The following is an 18,836-nucleotide window of genomic DNA, read 5'->3' as shown; positions in this document are numbered from 1 at the left end:
CTGGAGGTGAAATAAAATGCTCGCATGGCTGAATCATTATTTATTCGGTTATCTTTCTATAGAAATGACCGGTTTTTCCCCGGAACGTTTTCTTAACATGTGCAACGTACATGAAATTGAATTGTGGAAAGTCGTAAATTGCGGACATTCCTATCAGCTTTTCATGACGGTACAAGGGTTCCGTAAGGTGAAGCCCCTTGTGCGTAAATCGAAGGTCAGACTTAGGATTTTAAAAAAGTTTGGACTTCCTTTTTTTTTACATCGGAACAAAAAACGGAAACTATATGCAGCCGGGTTCATCAGCTTTTTTTTGATCCTCTATTCCCTTTCCCTGTTTATCTGGGACATTGAATTTGACGGGAACCGGATGTATACATACGACACTCTTTTAAAATTCTGCGAATCGGAAGAAATCCGATATGGTATGAAAAAATCAAAAATTGATTGTGATGTTCTGGAAGAATCTTTTCGAACCAAGTTTCCTGAAATAACCTGGGTATCGGCAAGGGTATCAGGAACCCGCCTTTTGGTTAAAATAAAAGAAAATGAAGTGTTGTCGGAGATTCCTGTAAAGGATGAAACTCCCTGTGACATCATAGCGGAAAAAGGCGGTGTAATCACCTCCATGATCGTTCGCAGCGGCGTTCCAATGGCAGCCATAGGTGATACGGTAGAAGAAGGACAGATACTGGTCAGCGGCGCCCTTCCCATTATCGACGACAGCGAAACAGTGATAAATACCCACTTTATACGCTCTGATGCGGATATAACAGCCAGGACAGAATATCATTTTACCAGACAGATGCCTCTTTTTCGGAAAATCGACGTAGAAACAGGGAAAGAGAGGAATGGATACTATATGAAGGCTTTCCGCTTTTCCTTCATGCTTATCCGTCCCCGGCCTGAGGGAACTTCCTGGAAAAGGACCATGGAAGAAGAGCAGCTTCATTTATTCCAGAATTTTTATCTTCCCATTTACTTTGGCAAAATAACAGGGAAAGAGTATATATCCTACGAGCGCCCCTATACAGAAGAAGAGAAAAAGCTGCTGTCTGAGGATATCAACGAAAGGTACAAAAAAAATTTAATAGAAAAAGGGGTACAAATTCTGGAAAATCATGTTAAAATACTAGATAATGAATCTTTATGCCAGGTTGCCATGGATTTCGTGGTAGAGGAGCCTTTAGGAAGGCGGGAGGCGTTGAAGATACAAAGATCAGAGGAACCGGAGGAGACAAATCATTCAAATGAGCGTAATTGAGACAATCATAGACATTCCAGCTGAACACGAAAAAAATGTATGCGGACAGTTTGACAGCTATCTAAAGAAAATAGAACGGACCCTGCATGTTACCATGATTGGACGCGATGGCGCCCTTAAGATCATTGGATCAGAGCAAATGGTGCAGAAAGCAAAGAGTGTATTTAGTAATCTGATTGAGCTTTCCAAACGGGGAAATTCCATCACAGAACAAAATGTAGATTATGCCCTTTCTTTGTCATTTTCTGAAAGCGACAGTCAGATTTTAGAAATCGACAAGGACATTATCTGCAGAACCATTACGGGAAGGCCGGTAAAGCCAAAGACCCTCGGACAAAAGCAGTATGTGGACCAGATCAGAAAGAAGATGATCGTATTCGGAATCGGTCCTGCAGGAACTGGAAAAACCTATCTTGCCATGGCCATGGCAATCCAGGCTTTTAAAAACGGAGAGGTAAACCGGATCATTCTGACCAGACCTGCTATTGAGGCAGGAGAAAAGCTAGGATTTCTCCCGGGAGATTTACAAAGCAAAATAGATCCTTATTTAAGGCCTTTATATGATGCACTCTATCAGATTATGGGAGCAGAGAGCTATCTTCACAATGCGGAGAAAGGCCTGATAGAAGTAGCACCTCTGGCTTATATGAGAGGCCGTACCCTGGACAATGCCTATATTATTCTTGACGAAGCCCAGAACACCACTCCGGCCCAGATGAAGATGTTCCTCACCAGAATCGGCTTTGGATCAAAGGTAATTGTAACTGGTGACTTAACACAAAAGGATCTTCCTACTGGAAGTTTATCAGGACTTGATACGGCCATGAAAATATTAAAGAGAATTGACGACATCGGTTTCTGCCATCTAACCAGCAGCGACGTGGTTCGTCATCCTCTGGTGCAGAAAATCGTACAGGCTTACGACGATTATGAGTCGAAGAAAAAGCCAGTGGAACGAAAGACAAAAGCCATTGGCGGCAGAAAGGCGCGTTATGACGATTAATATTGAATATGAGGCCGAAAAAAAGCTGGATATCCCATACGAAGATATCATTACAAGGGTAGTGGAAGATTCACTGGATTATGAAGACTGCCCATATGAGGCAGAGGTCAATGTCCTCATTACCGACAATGAGGATATCCGCCAGATCAATAACGAATACCGTAAGATAGACAACCCTACAGATGTTCTTTCCTTTCCCATGATTGAATATGAAAGGCCTTCGGATTTTGAACATTTAGAAGAAGCGGCGGACGACTGCTTTCATCCGGAAACAGGGGAGCTGTTGCTGGGAGATATAGTCATATCTATCGATAAGGTGGAAGAACAAGCTGAAAAATACGGCCATTCCCAAACAAGGGAGCTTGCCTTTTTAGTCGCTCACAGCATGCTTCATCTATGCGGATATGATCACATGGAAGAGGATGAACGGGAGATCATGGAAAGGAAGCAAGAGGAAATCTTACGCCGGGGAGGATATACGAGATGATGAAAAAGGTATGGTTGGGATTCGCTGGCGTCATGCTGTCTGCCGCTTTTTTATCCGGCTGCGGTAAAAAATATGAAAAGGTATGGATTCCGGATCAATCGGTGGAAACCGGCCAGGCGGAAACAAAAGAAATTAAAATAAACAGCAGTGAGTCAGCAGACGATGGGACAGAAGCGAATTCCGGTGAATACTATACCTTTGAAGAACGTACCGAAAAAGATGGTAAGATACGCAGCTACCTTACGGGGGAGATGGTGGATTCCGCTATCGGAAACCGGAGGCCGGTGGCAGTGATGATGAGCAATGACAAAGAAGCTCTTCCTCAATACGGAATCAACCGTGCCGGAGTGGTCTATGAAGCACCGGCAGAAGGTGGGATGAACCGTTATATGGCTATTTTGGAAAATTATGATGATCTGGACCGGATCGGCTCCGTCAGGAGCTGCCGCACCTATTATACATATTTTGCCCGCGAGTTTGATGCGATCTATGCTCATTACGGGCAGAGCACCTTTGCAAAGCCTTATCTGGCCAATGTGGATAACATCAACGGGCTTAACGGCATCGGTACGGTGGCATATTTCCGTACCAAAGACCGGAAAACTCCCCACAATGCATATACCAGCGGAGAAAGGTTAAACAAATCCATCCTTCAGTTGGGATACTCAGAAAGCTACGACCCGTCCTACCGCGGTCATTACCGTTTTGCGAAAGATGGAAGGAAGGTGACTCTTGAAGGAGCAAATGGCGTGGGCGATGCCTATAAGGTCTATCCAGGCTATGTGTTCAACAAGCCGTGGTTTGAGTACCATGAAGAGGACGGGCTTTATTACCGGTTTCAGTACGGGGCTCCCCACAAGGGAAATGAAGGCCAGATCAAGGTTAAGAATATCATCCTTCAGTACTGTCCTTCCGCCCATTATGCAACGACAGAATATTTAAACATCAACGTACAGGATGACTCTTATGGCTGTTACGTGACAGAAGGCCGTTCCATCCCCATTAAATGGAGCAAAGACGGAGAATTCGGCCCAACACATTATTACGACATGGAGAATAACGAGATTATCCTGAACCAGGGAAAAACCTGGGTATGCATTATTTCCGCACAGGATTCTCCCAATGTAAAGTTATATGGAAAAGAATAGGACAAGTAAAAAACAGGTAAAAAGGGGATCTTCCAATTTCCTGATCCAGGGAGTTATCCTTGCGGTGGCAGGCATCATCGTACGGATCATTGGAATGTTTTACCGCATCCCTTTGGCGGATATTTTAGGGAATGAAGGAAATGGATATTATAGCTCTGCCTATTCCATTTATTCCCTCCTTTTGATTGTATCATCTTACAGCCTGCCTACGGCAGTATCAAAGATGATTGCCACAAGGCTGGCGAGAAAGGAGTACTGCAATTCCATAAGGGTGTTAAAGGTTTCCCTGTTTTACGGTACGGTTGTAGGAGGACTGGGAGCTGCTGTGCTTTGGTTTGGAGCGGATCTGTTTGCCAGCCATTTTTTAAAGATGCCTTATACCTTTTATGCCTTAAAGACACTTGCCCCCACCATTTGGGTGATTGCCTATCTGGGCGTATTTCGGGGCTATTTCCAGGGGATTGGGACCATGCTTCCAACAGCCATATCCCAGGTACTTGAACAGATCGTCAATGCAATTATTAGTGTATACGCAGCTTCCAGGCTGTTTCAGGCAGGGCTTAAGTCCAATCTGGTTCACGGATCAACGGAATACTCCTTTGCTCTTGGAGCAGCGGGAGGAACGATTGGTACAGGAGCAGGAGCTGTGGCTGCCCTGCTGTTTCTCCTGTTTATTTTATTGAGCTACAGGCCAATTATGAGAAAACAGGCAAGAAGGGACAGGACAAGGCGTCGGGAATCCTATGGAGAACTTTCCGGCGTTCTTTTCATGACAGTCTTTCCCATTGTTTTAAGCAGCGTGGCTTATAACATCAGTACAGTGATTGACAACAGCATCTATGGAAACGGCATGACGGCTATGGGCATGGGCGCTTCGGAGATTGCTTCCAACTGGGGCGTAATCGGGAAGTACCAGCTTCTCTTTAACATTCCGGTGGCAATTGCCAATTCCCTTTCCTCCGCCCTTATCCCATCCCTTTCAAGAGCAATGGCAGAAGGTCAGAGAGGACAGTTAAAAAGCAAGGTTTCCATGGTGATTCGTTTTTCCATGCTCATCGCCATACCGGCTACGGTCGGCCTTACCGTACTGGCAGGACCTATCTGCAACCTGTTATTCAGTAGGAATGACAACTCGTCTCTTATTAAGATGATGATGTACGGATCTGTGGCAGTCATGTTTTTCTCCCTTTCCACAGTGACCAATGGAGTATTACAGGGGATCAACCGGATGCAGACCCCTTTAAAGAATGCGATCATTTCCCTGATCCTTCATGTAATCATCCTGTGTATCATGCTTTTCGGATTCCGGATGGGAATCTACAGCGTGGTTTACTCCAACATCCTATTTGCCCTTACCATGTGTATCTTAAACGGAGCCGCAATCAATCGATTTTTAAATTACAGGCAGGAAATCAAGAAAACATTTATTATTCCTATCCTTGCATCGGGAGTTATGGGAGCGGCTGCTTACGGCACCTATTTCCTTGTGCATCTGACCTTAAAGCGTAATGTATTCAGTGTTCTTGCCGCTATAGCGATAGCTGTGGTGGTTTATGGAATTCTTCTTTTAAAATTGCGCTGTGTAGATGAAGCAGAGCTTTTAAGCGTTCCCGGAGGGAAGAAGCTGGTGCGCATTGCAAGAAAATTCCATCTTTTGTGATTAAAACCCAGGAAGAAGGCAGATACTATACTTACATGAAGGAGGTATCAACTCATGAAGAAGTATATGTTCTGCTTTCTTTTGTTCGTAGCGGCATCCGCCATCTGCTTAGGAATTGGATTTGCCATTACAAAGGACAGCGTAAGGCATGAGGAGGCTCTGCCGGGGGCAACCATAGAAACAGAAACTGTAACGGAAGCGCAGATTGTTATAAACCAGGAAGAGGTTGAAACCGTAAATGCAAAAGGCAAAGAAAAATTTTATCTTGTCTCAGAGGACGGATATCTTCTCGTCCTCTACCAGGATAAAACAACCATCTGCCTTTATACCCATATGCCCGTCACTGACTTTCCCGAGGAAGAGCGTGGGAAATTAATGGATGGCATATGGTTTTCTTCCATGATCGAGGTATTTAATTACCTGGAATCCTATACAAGCTAAAGAAATACTTGAAATGAAGAGGCAAACTGGATACAATAAGTCTGTCTGAGGATACAGGAGGATTTTATGAAACAACAGGTATTCATCGTAGGAGCAGGAGCTTCCGGTCTGGCAGCGGCTATCCAGGCAGCCAGACAGGGTGCTTCTGTTACCGTTTTAGAACATACAGCCAAACCGGGAAAAAAACTTCTTTCCACCGGTAATGGGAAATGCAATTTAACCAATCGAATGACCCCTGATGGCGCTTACCGGGGAGGTCAGCAGGAGTTTATTAAAAAAGTGCTGGATCACATAACGGTGGAACAGACATTGGAATTTTTCCAGGACCTGGGTCTTGTACTTACAGACCGGAATGGATATGTCTATCCCAATACCGGACAAGCTGTCTCCGTTTTAGAAGCGCTACTTTTTGAACTTAACCATCTGGGCGTTTCCATCATCACTGACTGTCAGGTTGAGGAGATAAGGAAGGATTTAACCCTGATGACTTCCAAAGGAAAGAAAAAGGCAGATGCCATCATATTAGCGGCAGGTTCCATGGCGGCACCAAAAACAGGATCCGATGGAAGCGGTTATCAGCTGGCGAGGGCTTTGGGGCACCGCATTATTAAGCCGCTGCCTGCTTTGGTACAGCTAAAGTGCAGGGAAAAGTGGTACAAACAGGCAGCCGGTGTCAGGACAGAGGCTTCTGTGACGCTCAAAATAGACGGAAAAACTGCAGCAGAAGACCGCGGGGAACTTCAGTTCACGGATTATGGAATCTCCGGCATTCCGGTTTTCCAGGTCAGCCGTTTTGCTGCCGGGGGAATCGATGCAGGCCGGCAGGTGACGGCAGAGCTGGATTTATTACCTTCCATGGATTTTAACAGTACCAGACAGCTTCTTTCGGAAAGGGCAACGCGCTTTCGTTACCGGCCGGCGGAAGAATTTTTAAATGGCGTATTAAATCACAAGCTTGCCCGGATTCTTTTAAAGGAAGCCGGGATCCCAGAGAAAGGCTTTGTTAAAGATATCACAACCCTGCAGATTAAAAAGCTGGCCTCTGCTTTAAAGGGACTTAAAACAGAAATCATAGCCACTAATTCCTTTGATCAGGCTCAGGTGTGCAGCGGAGGCATTGATACCAGGGATGTGGACCCTAATACCATGGAGTCAAAACTAATGAACGGACTTTACCTGGCTGGGGAAATTCTTGACGTGGACGGCATCTGCGGAGGTTATAACCTTCAGTGGGCGTGGTCTTGCGGCATACTGGCAGGTACTAGTGCAGGAAAGGCTGTCCTTCGGGGCAGGAATGAGGAACGTAATGATCAGAATTAATCAATTAAAGCTGCCGGTGGATCACACAGAAGAGGCCTTATGGGCGAAGGCAGCAAAAACACTAAAAATTCCGGTAAAGGAAATCCGCTCCATTCAAATAATCAAACAGTCTGTTGATGCAAGAAAAAAAGAGGAAATCCATTTTACTTACAGCATCGATGTGGAAACTACAAAAGAAGAGTATGTGATACATAAAGCAAAAAGCGGAGATATTGGAATATCAGAGAAAAAAGAATATTCCTTTCCAAAGCCGGGTACTGAACGAATGACCAGCCGGCCGGTTATCATCGGTGCCGGACCGGCCGGACTTTTTTGCGGGCTCATGCTGGCAAGACACGGATACCATCCCCTTCTTCTGGAACGAGGAGAGTCCGTGGAAAAGCGCAGGGAGGCAGTGGACTTATTCTGGAATGGCGGGACATTAAAACCGGATTGTAATGTACAGTTTGGAGAGGGAGGCGCAGGCACCTTTTCCGATGGAAAGCTTAATACCCTTGTGAAAGATCCTCTTATGAGGAACCGGAAGGTGTTGGAGCTTTTCGTGGAATTTGGAGCTGATCCCTCTATTCTCTATGTAAATAAGCCTCATATCGGCACCGATGTTTTAAGCGGCATCGTGAAAGGAATGAGGGAGGAGATCATAAATCTTGGAGGAGAGGTCCGTTTTAACAGCCGTGTGACCGATTTTAACGTAAAAAACGGCAGGCTGCAGGGAGTAGTGGTCGATGAAAAGAAAGAGATTCCCACAGAAATTCTTGTGCTGGCTATCGGACACAGCGCCAGGGACACGTTTGAAGTCTTGGATAAAAGAGGCATTCCAATGGAAGCAAAGGCTTTTGCTGTGGGCTTAAGAATCCAGCATCCACAGGAAAACATAAACCGTTCTCAGTATGGAACTGGAGACCATCCGATACTGGGCCCGGCGGATTACAAGCTGACCCATCAGTGTACAAACGGAAGAGGTGTATATTCCTTCTGTATGTGTCCCGGAGGATATGTAGTCAATGCCTCCTCAGAGGAGCACAGGCTTGCAGTAAACGGTATGAGCTATCACAAGAGGGATGGCGTAAATGCCAACAGTGCTCTGATTGTTACCGTAACACCAGAGGATTTTGGCGGAGCAACTCCCCTTGCCGGAATCGCTTATCAAAGACGGCTGGAAGAAGCAGCCTTTTTAAGCAGCAGCGGTAAAATTCCAGTCCAGCTTTACGGGGATTTTAAAAAGAATCAGCCCTCAAAGGCATTTGGCGATGTAGAACCGGCCTTTAAAGGTTTATATGATTTTGCCAACATGAGAGACTTTCTTCCTGAATACTTATCAGAATCCCTGATCCAGGGAGTGGAATCCTTTGAACGACGGATTCACGGTTTTTCCAGGCAGGACGCCATCCTGGCTGGTGTGGAAAGCAGAACCTCTTCACCGGTACGCATTCCAAGAGACGAAGCCTTTGAATGCAGTATCAACGGAATCTATCCATGCGGAGAGGGCGCCGGCTATGCTGGAGGGATCACCTCTGCTGCAATGGACGGCTTAAAAGTGGCGGAAGCCATTGCTTCCAGATTTGACAGGTTTTCTTTATAAATTGACGAAACCACAAAAATGATGTAAGATATGAAACAAAAAGAAATACAGAAAGCAGATGATAATGAAGATGAACGTCTCAGAACGAGAGAAACTAAAGGATAAAAAAAGGATTGTGATAAAGATCGGATCCTCATCCTTAACCCATGCCTACACAGGGGATTTGAATCTGATGAAAATTGAAAAGCTGGTTCGGGTAATCAGCGATTTAAAAGGACAGGGAAAGCAGGTGGTTTTAGTTTCCTCCGGCGCAATTGCAGCAGGACGTCAGGCTCTTGGGTACCATACCAGACCTGTTACCATATCAGAAAAACAGGCATTCGCCGCCGTGGGCCAGGCCAGGCTCATGATGGTGTACCAAAAACTGTTTGCTGAATATAATCAAATAGCGGCACAAGTTCTTTTAACCAAAAATACTATGGTTAATGACAGCAGCCGTTATAATGCCCAGAACACCTTTGATGAACTTTTAAAACTTGGGACCATCCCCATTGTCAATGAGAACGATACCGTATCCACCTCTGAAATTCCTCTGGTAGATAATTTTGGTGATAATGACCGGCTTTCCGCCATTGTTGCCGCATTGATCGGGGCAGATCTTTTGATTTTATTATCGGATATTGACGGCCTTTATTCCGATGATCCCAGACAAAACCCGAAGGCAGAATTTATCGGCTTGGTAAAAGAAATCACGCCTAAGCTGCTCGATATGGGAAAATCCACTTCCGGAAGCGATGTGGGCACCGGAGGCATGGCTGCAAAGCTTGCTGCCGCCCGTATTGCTACGGACAGCGGTTCCGATATGGTCATTGCAAACGGTGACCAGGTAGAGGTCATTGAGCAGATCGTAACAGGCGAAGAAAAAGGAACCCTGTTCCTGGCCCATCCAAACCATGACTTTGACTTAATGGACTATATTAATCACGAATATTAAGGAGAACCCTATGAATCAGGATAAGATCGACAGAATCAATACACTTTATCATAAATCAAAAGCAACAGGATTATCGGAAGAAGAACAGGCGGAGCAGGCTGCTTTACGAAGAGAGTATATCGAATCCATCCGCAATAGCTTACGGGGAAATTTAAACAACATTTCCATTCAGGAGGAAGACGGATCCGTAACGGATTTGGGTAAAAAGTATGGAAAAGTTGGAGAAGAATGATATCAGGCGATTGATAAAGGAGCAGCGAAAGACCTTGGAAACGGTTACCGAGAGTCTATGGAACGATGCCATCTGCGAGCAGCTTTTAAGCCTTGATGATATCCTTCGGGCATATTGTGTATACTGTTATGTATCCTTTCGCCAGGAGGCTGGTACCTGGAAGTTTATGGAAGCATTATTAAAACAGGGAAAATACATAGCAGTACCAAAGGTCGTTGGAAGGGATCTTGAATTTTATTCCATTTCCGGAAAAGCAGATTTAGAAGAAGGCGTCATGGGTATTATGGAGCCCAAACCAACCTGCTTAAAAATCTATGATCCGGAAGCACCTGTGATTGTTCCGGGAGTTGCTTTTGATAAGTCGGGAAACCGGCTCGGATACGGCGGCGGATATTATGACCGGTTCTTTGAACGAGAACCAAACCATCCCCGCATTGCCATAGCCTACGGCTTCCAGGTTTTTGACCATATTCCTACGGAACCACATGACAAACGCATGGACCGGATTATCATTCCTTAAGGGATTCCCTTAAGAGCAAGAAAAAAGAAATACTGATTAAGAACACCCTTCGGGTATCCCTTTACACCCGATAGAGCGGGGCGGGCCCAGTCCAAAGTTTAAGGGCAATCATAAGGAAAAGATTGGAGGAACCTTTTATGACGATTACTGAAATCGGAAAAAAAGCAAAAGAAACAGCCGGAATTATAGGGATCCAGGGCTCAGCAAGAAAGAATGAAGGCTTAAAGGCAGCGGCAGCAGCCCTGCTGGAAGGAGAAGCGGAAATCCTCGCCGCAAACCAGGAGGATGTAATAAAAGCTGCTGCTTCCGGAATGAACGCCGGACTGATTGACCGCCTGGAACTGACTCCTGCAAGAATCGAAGCCATGGCTGACGGACTTTTATCCGTGGCTGCGCTGGATGACCCGGTGGGAGAAGTGCTTTCCATGAAGATACGCCCCAATGGCATGACCATCGGCCAGAAGCGCGTTCCTTTGGGCGTTGTAGGTATTATATATGAAGCCAGGCCCAACGTGACCGCCGATGCCTTTGGACTCTGCTTTAAATCAGGAAATGCTGTGATCTTAAAGGGCGGAAGCGATGCTTTGGAATCCAATATGGCCATAGTTAAATGGATCCGTACCGGCCTTAGGAATGCCAGCCTTCCGGAGGATGCCATCCAGCTCATCACTGATACTGACAGAGAAGTAACAAAGGAATTCATGCGTCTTAGGGAATATGTGGATGTATTGATCCCAAGAGGAGGCGCTGGATTAATAAAAACTGTTGTGGATAACAGTACCATTCCGGTCATTGAAACAGGAACCGGAAACTGCCATATTTTTGTCGATGAATCCGCTGATTTTGATATGGCCTTAGATATTATATTTAATGCAAAGACCCAGAGGATCGGAGTATGCAATGCCTGCGAATCCCTGGTCATCCACAGAACAATTGCCCCTCAGTTCCTGCCTTTATTAAAAGAGCGGCTCGCTCAGAAATCGGTAGAGATCCGGGCGGATGAAGAAGCCTGTACCATGGCAGAGGGATTTGTCCCTGCAACCGAGGAGGATTGGGGCAGTGAATACCTGGACTATATTTTGTCCTTAAAGATTGTTGGCTCTGTGGATGAAGCAATTTCCCACATTAATCGTTATAACACCAAGCATTCCGAAGCGATCATTACATCAAATTATAATAACGCACAGAAGTTTTTAAATGAGATCGATGCAGCAGCCGTTTATGTCAATGCATCCACACGCTTTACGGATGGATACGAATTCGGCTTTGGCGCTGAGATCGGGATCAGTACCCAAAAACTCCATGCAAGAGGTCCTATGGGGCTTAAAGAACTGACGACCACAAAATATATCATATATGGGGATGGCCACGTACGTCCATAGCTAGGTTAAAACATATAAGGAAAAACAGGGAGTATGCTACAGGAATGTGCACACCCTGTTTTTTATTGTGCAAAAAATCGTAAATCACCTATTAAAATGTATTATCTAAAGAGGCATTACTGGATAAAAATAAGGAAAAAATAATTGAAATCACTTGATTTATCCTCCATTATAACTTACTATAAATAAATTTTATGCATTTTGCATAAAAAGTATTAAATATAATTACTAAACTTGTATCATTTGCATGAAATGAATTGATTTATTGATAATATTAGTATATTGTAATGTTATAACTTTTACATGCCTGCGCAAGTGGCACAGGATAAGCAAATAAGGAGGCAATCGTTATGTTAAAAACTAAGAGGTTTGTAGCGGCGACGCTGACAGCGGCAATGATTATGGGAACATTGGCCGGATGTGGGAGCAGTACAAAAGGGAACGCTGACACCGGGACGGTGAAAACAGAAGGGGAAAAATCAGAGACATCAGGAGCAGCGGCAGGGGGAAGCGCAGCAGTAGGAATGAAAGTTGAATTTTGGAATGACAAATTTGCCAATTCGGAAAAGTCTGATGTAGATAAAATCATGAACAGTATTACGGAATTAAGCGGAATTAAAGTAGAACAGATTGCGTATCCGGATACGGCAGCATATCAGACAGCCATGCAGCAATCCATCCGCGATAAGAAGGCACCAGGATTATTTACCTGGTGGAGCGGACCTCAGTTAGAAACACTTGCCAAGAATGATTTGCTAGAGGATTTATCAGACCTTTGGGATGAAGTGATTGTTCCAAACGGCGTATCAAAGGACTTGGCAGATGCGTTTACTGTGGATGGCAAGGTCTATGCGGTGCCATATAGTGTTATCTATAATACCATGGTTTACAATATGGATATTTTCAAACAGTTTAATCTTGAAGAGCCCCAAACATTTGATGAGTTCCTTGCTGTCTGCCAAACGTTAAAGGACAACGGCATCACTCCGATCGCATTGAAAAACGACTCATGGGCAGGCTTCATCTGGTTCCAGGCCTTAATTGGTGCATATGAACCGCAGCTTTATATGGATATCTGTAACGGAACAAAAGACTATACGGATCCGGACGTAGTAAAAGTAATGAACATCTGGAAAGACATGCTGGACAAGGGATATTTCACCATGCCCATGAAGATTCAAGATATGGATAAATCTTTAGCACAAGGTACCGTAGCCATGGAATTGGAGCCAAACTATGAAGTGGGTTCCCTGATTAAAGAATACGGCATGGTAGCCGGAGAAACTGTGGGTGTATTCGTCCTTCCTTCCATGAATGATCATAAGAAGGTTATCTTCTATGAAGTGGCTCCATTATGTGTCGCCAAGGCCAGCACAGATAAAGAAACTGCAAAAGAAGTGTTGCGGTCCTGGTTTAAGAAAGAGCATCAGACGGTTCTGACAGAAGTCGCAAACTTTGTAAATACCAGTGAAGTACAGGTTGATAACAAATGCATCCAGGATACGCTTGCCTTTACTTCAGATTCAGATAATTACCAGATGCTCCTCCGCTACTACGAAAATACGCCGGAAGAAATTCGTAATACAGCGTTGGACGAACTGATGAAGTTTGAACTTGGCGATGCAGATGTGGATGATGTATTACATACAATCCAGGCAAAAGCATCTGAAGTATTTGGAAAATAGTCAGGAAAAGGTCAGGAACCGGAGAGCGGACATCCGCTCTCCGAGTCTGCTATTAGAAAGGAGCATCTGGTATGGCAAGGACGATAGAAACAAAGAATAAAAAAATATATTGGAAGGATTATTTATATATACTTCCGGCAGTCCTTTTTATCGGTATTTTTTTTGTATCATCCATTTTTTATACGGTCCGGCTTAGCTTCTTTGAATGGGATGGTTTTTCAAAAGTGACGTTTAGAGGTCTGGATAATTATATCAATTTGTTTCAGGATAAAAATTTCAAGACTTCAGTGATGAATACTCTCATCTGGGTAGTTTCTTCCATGGTTACGTCAGTGCTTGTTCCATTAATGTTTGCGATTTTGATTACAAGGAGTTCCGCATTAACTCTCTTTAAAAATATATTCTATTTTCCAACAGCACTTTCCGGCACGGTCGGAGGCTTGATCATGGCTACTCTTTTATCCACCTATGGACTTCCTCAGATTTTCCTATGGCTTGGGAAGCCGGAACTGGCGAGAGACTGGCTAGCCATTCCTTATGTGAATACCTTTATCATGATCCTGACCGGCGTATGGCAGGGGATCGGTCTAAACATGCTGTTGTTCATTTCAGGAATCAGGAACATGGATTCGTCTCCCATTGAGGCCGCCAAGATTGAAGGTGCAGGTTCCATCAAGCTTTACACAAAAGTGATCCTGCCGCTTTTAAAACCGACCATCATCGTTGTGCTTTTAATGGCCCTTGTAAACAGTTTTAAAGTATTTGACGGCATATGGGTTATGACGAAAGGCGGTCCATACAGGACATCTGAGACTCTGGCTCTTACCATGTACGAGGAATCCTTTATTTATAACAATTTCGGCGTTGGCGCTGCGGTTGCAGTCGTACTTACTATCGTAATCCTCATAGTATCCTATTTTAATATCAGGAATACTTTCAAGGAAGATTAGACAAGGAGGTCATCATGGCACAGAAAACAAATAAAACAGTCATTGTTAATACCATACTGTCCGTTCTTGGCCTTGTGTGGATTACCCCCTTGATCTTTACAGTACTGAATATCGTAAAGACAAAGCAGGAATATAACATGGGAAGCTTTTGGCAGCTACCAGAAGGTTTCAATTTGGTGGGCAATATAAAAACTGTGATTGAAAGCGGGATATTAAGTTCCATAGGAGCCAGCCTTTTATACGCCGTTTTAGGAGCGGGATTTTCCGCTTTTATCGGCCTTCTGGCAGCTTATGCCCTCACTCATTTAAGGATTCGTGGAAAAATGTTCTGGTTCCTTTTTATCTACAGCGGAACAATCTTTCCGTTTCAGGTTTATTTGATTCCTGTTTACAAAGGATACTTTAAGCTGGGACTTTACGATACATATCTGGGCATGGTACTGTTCTATACGGCAATCTGTATTCCTTTCTGTATGTTTGTCCTTCGCAACTTTTTCCTTGGTATCTCTAAAGAGGTCTGCGAATCGGCAAAGATCGATGGGGCATCGGATTGGAAAACGCTGTTACACATCTTCGTACCAATGGCAAAGGCACCTTTATCCATTCTGTTCCTTACACAGTTTACCTGGTCCTGGAACGACTTAATGTTCGGGCTTACTTTTACAAAATCAACCAATGTCAGACCGGTCATGGCAAGCATGTCCATGTTAAGCAAAGGTAATGCACCGGCACTGTTTTTAGCTTGTATACTGGTGTCCATACCAACCATTATTCTGTTCATATTTCTTCAGAATAATTTTGAGGCGGGTATGGCTTACACCAGTAAATAAAAGGAATAAGGAGGACGAAGATGAATATGGAAAAAAAGTGGAATATTTATTTAATACAGCATTCCCATACAGATATTGGCTATACGGAAAGACAGGATAAGATCATGCGGTACCATTACGACTTTATACGCCAGGCCATGGATATTCTTGATGGAATCCACAGCGGAGAAATCACAGGGTGTGACGGTTTTGTATGGCAGTGCGAAAATTACTGGCAGGTGGAGAATTTTTATGAAATAGCAGACAAAGCCACAAGGAAAAAATTTGAGACCTACGTAAAAAGCGGCGAAATCGGGTTAAGCGGCAACTATTTAAACATGACTGAACTGGTAAGCATGCCGGTTCTGGAACACGCAATAGAAAAAGCGCAGCAGTATGGAAAAGCAATCGGGCATCCGATTACAGCTGGTATGTGCGCTGATATCAACGGAATGGCATGGGGATATGCTGATGCACTTTACGATTATGGAATCCGGGATTTTTACTCCTGCCTCCATCCCCATCACGGAATGTTCCCTCTCTATAAAAAATCACTTCCGTTCTACTGGGAAAGCCCCAAAGGAAACCAGCTATTAGTCTGGAACGGAGATCATTACCACCTGGGGAATGAGATGTTTCTAGCTCCACATGGGGGAACAACGTACATGATAAACGATGAATTTTCACCGGGAATCCGGAAGAATTTCATTCTTAACCAGAACACAGAGGACACGTACGAGAACGAGATGAAGATCGTAAAGATCAGAATCCAGAGGTATCTAGATAATCTCAATGAGGAAGGTTATCCCTACGATATCGTACCGTTCATGGTTTCTGGAGCAATTACCGATAATGCACCGCCCAGTGCCGGCATTGCAAGACGGGTCAATGAATTAAACAAGATATACAAAGACCGCATATCTTTCCGCATGGTGACCCTGGAGCAGTTCTTCGATGCTGTAAGGAATCATTGCAGCGATATCCCCGTCTTTCGCGGAGACTGGACCGACTGGTGGGCCGACGGAATCGGCTCAACACCGGCTGAGGTGAAGGTATACCGGGATGCTATGAGAAAATATGACCTCTGCAGGAAACTGGATCCCCATGGCCTGCTTGGAAATCAGAAACTGATGGAGAAAACGGCAAAGGAGCAAATGCTGTATGCGGAACATACCTGGGGGTATTCCTCCAGCGTTTCTGAACCGTGGGAAAGTCTGGTAGGGATGCTGGAACTGAAAAAAGGTGCTTATGCGGCTAACTCCAATACTCACGTGGCAAAGAATTTAGATCAGATTATGGCAGCCAAAGGGGAAGTGACAATACGCCAGGATAAGCCTCAGCACTATTTGATTATCAATCCACATGACGTAGCGCTTCACACAAAAGCCTGCCTTTATATTGAGTTCTGGGAGTACATCCAAGGTGTACGTTATGATGAGAGCATTCCGATCCGGGTGGTGGATTGTGAAACCGGACAGACGGTCCCAAGCCAGGTTAAACGGATCGCCAGGGCTACCCAGATAGAAATCGAAATTGTTCTGAAACCGAAGGAAGAGAAATTGGTGATGATTACTCTTGATGAACGGAAGTATCAGACAACTGAAAATCACGCCCACATCGGGGCGGAAGGCATTGAGGACCTGCTTTCAGAAAAGGATAACAGGGTGGATGCAGACCGGATTGAGACTGACCATTTAATTCTTACTTTAGACGGAGAAAAGGGAATTACTTCCATTATAAATAAAGCAGATCACACAGAACTGATCCGTAATGACAGTGTGGACGGCGCATTTGCCGGTGTATACGAGGTGACGGATATGGCGGAATCCGCCTGTGAAACCAGAAGAAGAATGGGACGCAACAGAAAGTCCACAGCTACCAGAAGATACAGAAGCATGTTAAAGGATCGGAGAATCGTGGAAAACGGAACGATTTACGCGGCAATTGAATTGGATTATCAACTGGAAGGAACCGGATTCTATACGGTATTGGTAAAGGCATATAAGCATCAGCCTAAGCTGGAGGTAATGGTAAGAGTCCATAAACAAAGTGTGTGGGAGCCAGAAAACTTATACGTAGCCCTTCCGTTTACTGCCGGAGAAGACACAACGGTTTATTTTGATAAAACAGGTTGTATAATCCGGCCGGGAATTGATCAGCTGCCGGGAAGCTGTCAGGACTTCTATCTGATACAGAATGGTGTAGTATTAAAATCAGACAACATAAATCTTGCCATTATCACGAAAGATGCGCCTCTCATTAGTCTTGGCGGACTGGAAGCCAGACCAATTGTCTTATGTAATTGCAAGGATATTGGAAGAAACCGTTCCCCGATTTACTCCTGGGTGATGAACAACTATTGGGAGACAAATTTCAAAGTGAATCTGGGTGGATTTTATGAATTTTTCTATACGCTGATGGTTCATGAGCCATGCGGCGAGGCGGAAATGTATGCAGAATGTGAGGCGGAAAACGAGGGCCTGATTGCCTGTTATACAGATTGACAAAGGAGAGATGAGTGTGAAGGCGGAATGCAGTTATATACTTCTGGATGTAGGCGGTACGCAGATAAAATACGCGGTTGCAAACCAAACGGGACAGATGTTTTATAAAGAACCGGAGAGTTTTCCGGCCTTAGCAAAGGAAGAAAGCGGGATTATCTTTGACAATTTTTCTTTCCTGATCGATCAGATGAAGAAGATGGCCGGGGGAAATCCCATTGCCGGCATAGCCATGGCGTTTCCGGGACCGTTCGATTACGTTCATGGAATCAGTTTGATGAAGGGGCTAGATAAGTACGATTCCATCTATGGAATTCCTCTCGTTCCCCAATTGAAAAAGCGTCTGGATTGGCTGACAGATATTCCGTTTCAATTCCTTCATGATGTGGAAGCGTTTGCTGTGGGGGAAAGCAGGTTTGGAAAAGCTGCAGATAAGGAAAAAATCATTTGTCTTTGTATTGGCACTGGAGCAGGCTCCGCTTTTGTAAAAGCAAAAAAGGTGCAAAAGGAAGAAAAGGACGGAGTGCCGGAAAATGGCTGGCTTTACAATACTCCTTATCGTGACGGAATAATTGATGATTACGTATCCGTCAGAGGTCTAGCAGCACTTGCCGGTGAAATTTATGGCAGCAGTATTTCCGGTAAGGAACTTTACGACCGGTCCTTTCAGGGAGTAGAGAAGGCACTGCTTACGTTCCAGGTATTCGGGGATAACTTAAAAGACGCTATGATGCCGTTTTTAGATAAGTTTAAACCTGATGCACTGGTTATGGGGGGGCAGATATCAAAAAGTTTCGCCTACTTTGGAGACGGCATCCAAAAAGAATGCCAGGATAGGAATATCGAGATTTTCATAGAAGACGATACATCGGGACTGGCAATGCTGGGACTGTTTGTTTCCATGAAGGAAGGAGTGTAAAG

General features: G+C 44.5%; 17 protein-coding genes. All 17 read left to right on the top strand.

Annotation, left to right across the window (positions count from 1 at the left end; translation table 11 throughout):
- Nucleotides 1-16 precede the first annotated feature (16 nt).
- Nucleotides 17-1,261, top strand: a complete 1,245-nt coding sequence (gene yqfD, locus BMX69_RS08035; RefSeq protein ID WP_100042073.1) for a sporulation protein YqfD — start codon at nucleotides 17-19, stop codon at nucleotides 1,259-1,261.
- Nucleotides 1,248-2,264 carry a PhoH family protein gene (locus BMX69_RS08030; protein ID WP_025233184.1) on the top strand — a complete coding sequence of 339 codons (1,017 nt, stop codon included), beginning with the start codon at nucleotides 1,248-1,250 and terminating at the stop codon, nucleotides 2,262-2,264. The genes yqfD and BMX69_RS08030 overlap by 14 nt, the downstream gene beginning before the upstream one ends.
- Complete coding sequence (gene ybeY / locus BMX69_RS08025; RefSeq protein WP_025233183.1) at nucleotides 2,254-2,751, top strand: rRNA maturation RNase YbeY; 498 nt, start codon at nucleotides 2,254-2,256, stop codon at nucleotides 2,749-2,751. The genes BMX69_RS08030 and ybeY overlap by 11 nt, the downstream gene beginning before the upstream one ends.
- The gene (locus tag BMX69_RS08020) at nucleotides 2,748-3,899 is read left to right on the top strand and encodes a DUF3048 domain-containing protein (protein WP_100042072.1); all 1,152 of its coding nucleotides are present in this window, start codon (nucleotides 2,748-2,750) and stop codon (nucleotides 3,897-3,899) included. The genes ybeY and BMX69_RS08020 overlap by 4 nt, the downstream gene beginning before the upstream one ends.
- The gene (locus tag BMX69_RS08015) at nucleotides 3,886-5,559 is read left to right on the top strand and encodes a putative polysaccharide biosynthesis protein (protein ID WP_100042071.1); all 1,674 of its coding nucleotides are present in this window, start codon (nucleotides 3,886-3,888) and stop codon (nucleotides 5,557-5,559) included. Before BMX69_RS08020 ends, BMX69_RS08015 begins: the two co-directional genes overlap by 14 nt.
- Before the next feature lie 54 nt (nucleotides 5,560-5,613).
- Nucleotides 5,614-6,000: a hypothetical protein gene (locus BMX69_RS08010; protein ID WP_054790712.1), complete on the top strand. Its 387-nt coding sequence runs from the start codon at nucleotides 5,614-5,616 to the stop codon at nucleotides 5,998-6,000.
- 66 nt (nucleotides 6,001-6,066) lie between these two features.
- Nucleotides 6,067-7,320 carry a BaiN/RdsA family NAD(P)/FAD-dependent oxidoreductase gene (locus BMX69_RS08005; protein WP_100042070.1) on the top strand — a complete coding sequence of 418 codons (1,254 nt, stop codon included), beginning with the start codon at nucleotides 6,067-6,069 and terminating at the stop codon, nucleotides 7,318-7,320.
- A complete protein-coding gene (locus BMX69_RS08000; protein WP_100042069.1) occupies nucleotides 7,307-8,902 on the top strand; it encodes an NAD(P)/FAD-dependent oxidoreductase in 1,596 nt (531 codons plus the stop codon). The genes BMX69_RS08005 and BMX69_RS08000 overlap by 14 nt, the downstream gene beginning before the upstream one ends.
- A gap of 70 nt (nucleotides 8,903-8,972) precedes the next feature.
- Nucleotides 8,973-9,836: a glutamate 5-kinase gene (proB, locus tag BMX69_RS07995; protein ID WP_054790758.1), complete on the top strand. Its 864-nt coding sequence runs from the start codon at nucleotides 8,973-8,975 to the stop codon at nucleotides 9,834-9,836.
- A 10-nt stretch (nucleotides 9,837-9,846) separates the two neighbouring features.
- The gene (locus tag BMX69_RS07990) at nucleotides 9,847-10,068 is read left to right on the top strand and encodes a DUF896 domain-containing protein (RefSeq protein WP_054790714.1); all 222 of its coding nucleotides are present in this window, start codon (nucleotides 9,847-9,849) and stop codon (nucleotides 10,066-10,068) included.
- Entirely contained in the window at nucleotides 10,046-10,588 is a 543-nt protein-coding gene (locus BMX69_RS07985; protein ID WP_054790715.1) for a 5-formyltetrahydrofolate cyclo-ligase, read from the top strand. The genes BMX69_RS07990 and BMX69_RS07985 overlap by 23 nt, the downstream gene beginning before the upstream one ends.
- A 137-nt stretch (nucleotides 10,589-10,725) precedes the next feature.
- On the top strand, nucleotides 10,726-11,970 hold the full coding sequence (locus tag BMX69_RS07980; protein ID WP_100042068.1) for a glutamate-5-semialdehyde dehydrogenase: 1,245 nt from the start codon (nucleotides 10,726-10,728) through the stop codon (nucleotides 11,968-11,970).
- Between the two features lie 350 nt (nucleotides 11,971-12,320).
- On the top strand, nucleotides 12,321-13,655 hold the full coding sequence (locus BMX69_RS07975; protein WP_054790717.1) for an ABC transporter substrate-binding protein: 1,335 nt from the start codon (nucleotides 12,321-12,323) through the stop codon (nucleotides 13,653-13,655).
- Nucleotides 13,656-13,726: 71 nt separating this feature from the next.
- Nucleotides 13,727-14,605, top strand: a complete 879-nt coding sequence (locus BMX69_RS07970) for a carbohydrate ABC transporter permease (RefSeq protein ID WP_100042067.1) — start codon at nucleotides 13,727-13,729, stop codon at nucleotides 14,603-14,605.
- 14 nt (nucleotides 14,606-14,619) lie between these two features.
- Complete coding sequence (locus tag BMX69_RS07965; protein WP_054790718.1) at nucleotides 14,620-15,435, top strand: carbohydrate ABC transporter permease; 816 nt, start codon at nucleotides 14,620-14,622, stop codon at nucleotides 15,433-15,435.
- A gap of 20 nt (nucleotides 15,436-15,455) precedes the next feature.
- A complete protein-coding gene (locus BMX69_RS07960; protein WP_100042066.1) occupies nucleotides 15,456-17,918 on the top strand; it encodes a glycoside hydrolase family 38 N-terminal domain-containing protein in 2,463 nt (820 codons plus the stop codon).
- Nucleotides 17,919-17,928: 10 nt separating this feature from the next.
- A complete protein-coding gene (locus tag BMX69_RS07955) occupies nucleotides 17,929-18,834 on the top strand; it encodes an ROK family protein (RefSeq protein ID WP_100043796.1) in 906 nt (301 codons plus the stop codon).
- Nucleotides 18,835-18,836 lie beyond the last annotated feature (2 nt).

Source organism: Lacrimispora sphenoides JCM 1415 (genome assembly GCF_900105615.1).
In the GTDB taxonomy this organism is placed as follows: Bacteria; Bacillota; Clostridia; order Lachnospirales; family Lachnospiraceae; genus Lacrimispora; species Lacrimispora sphenoides.
The sequence above is the reverse complement of the archived record's forward strand: the minus strand, read 5'-3'. Positions and strand labels throughout refer to the sequence as shown.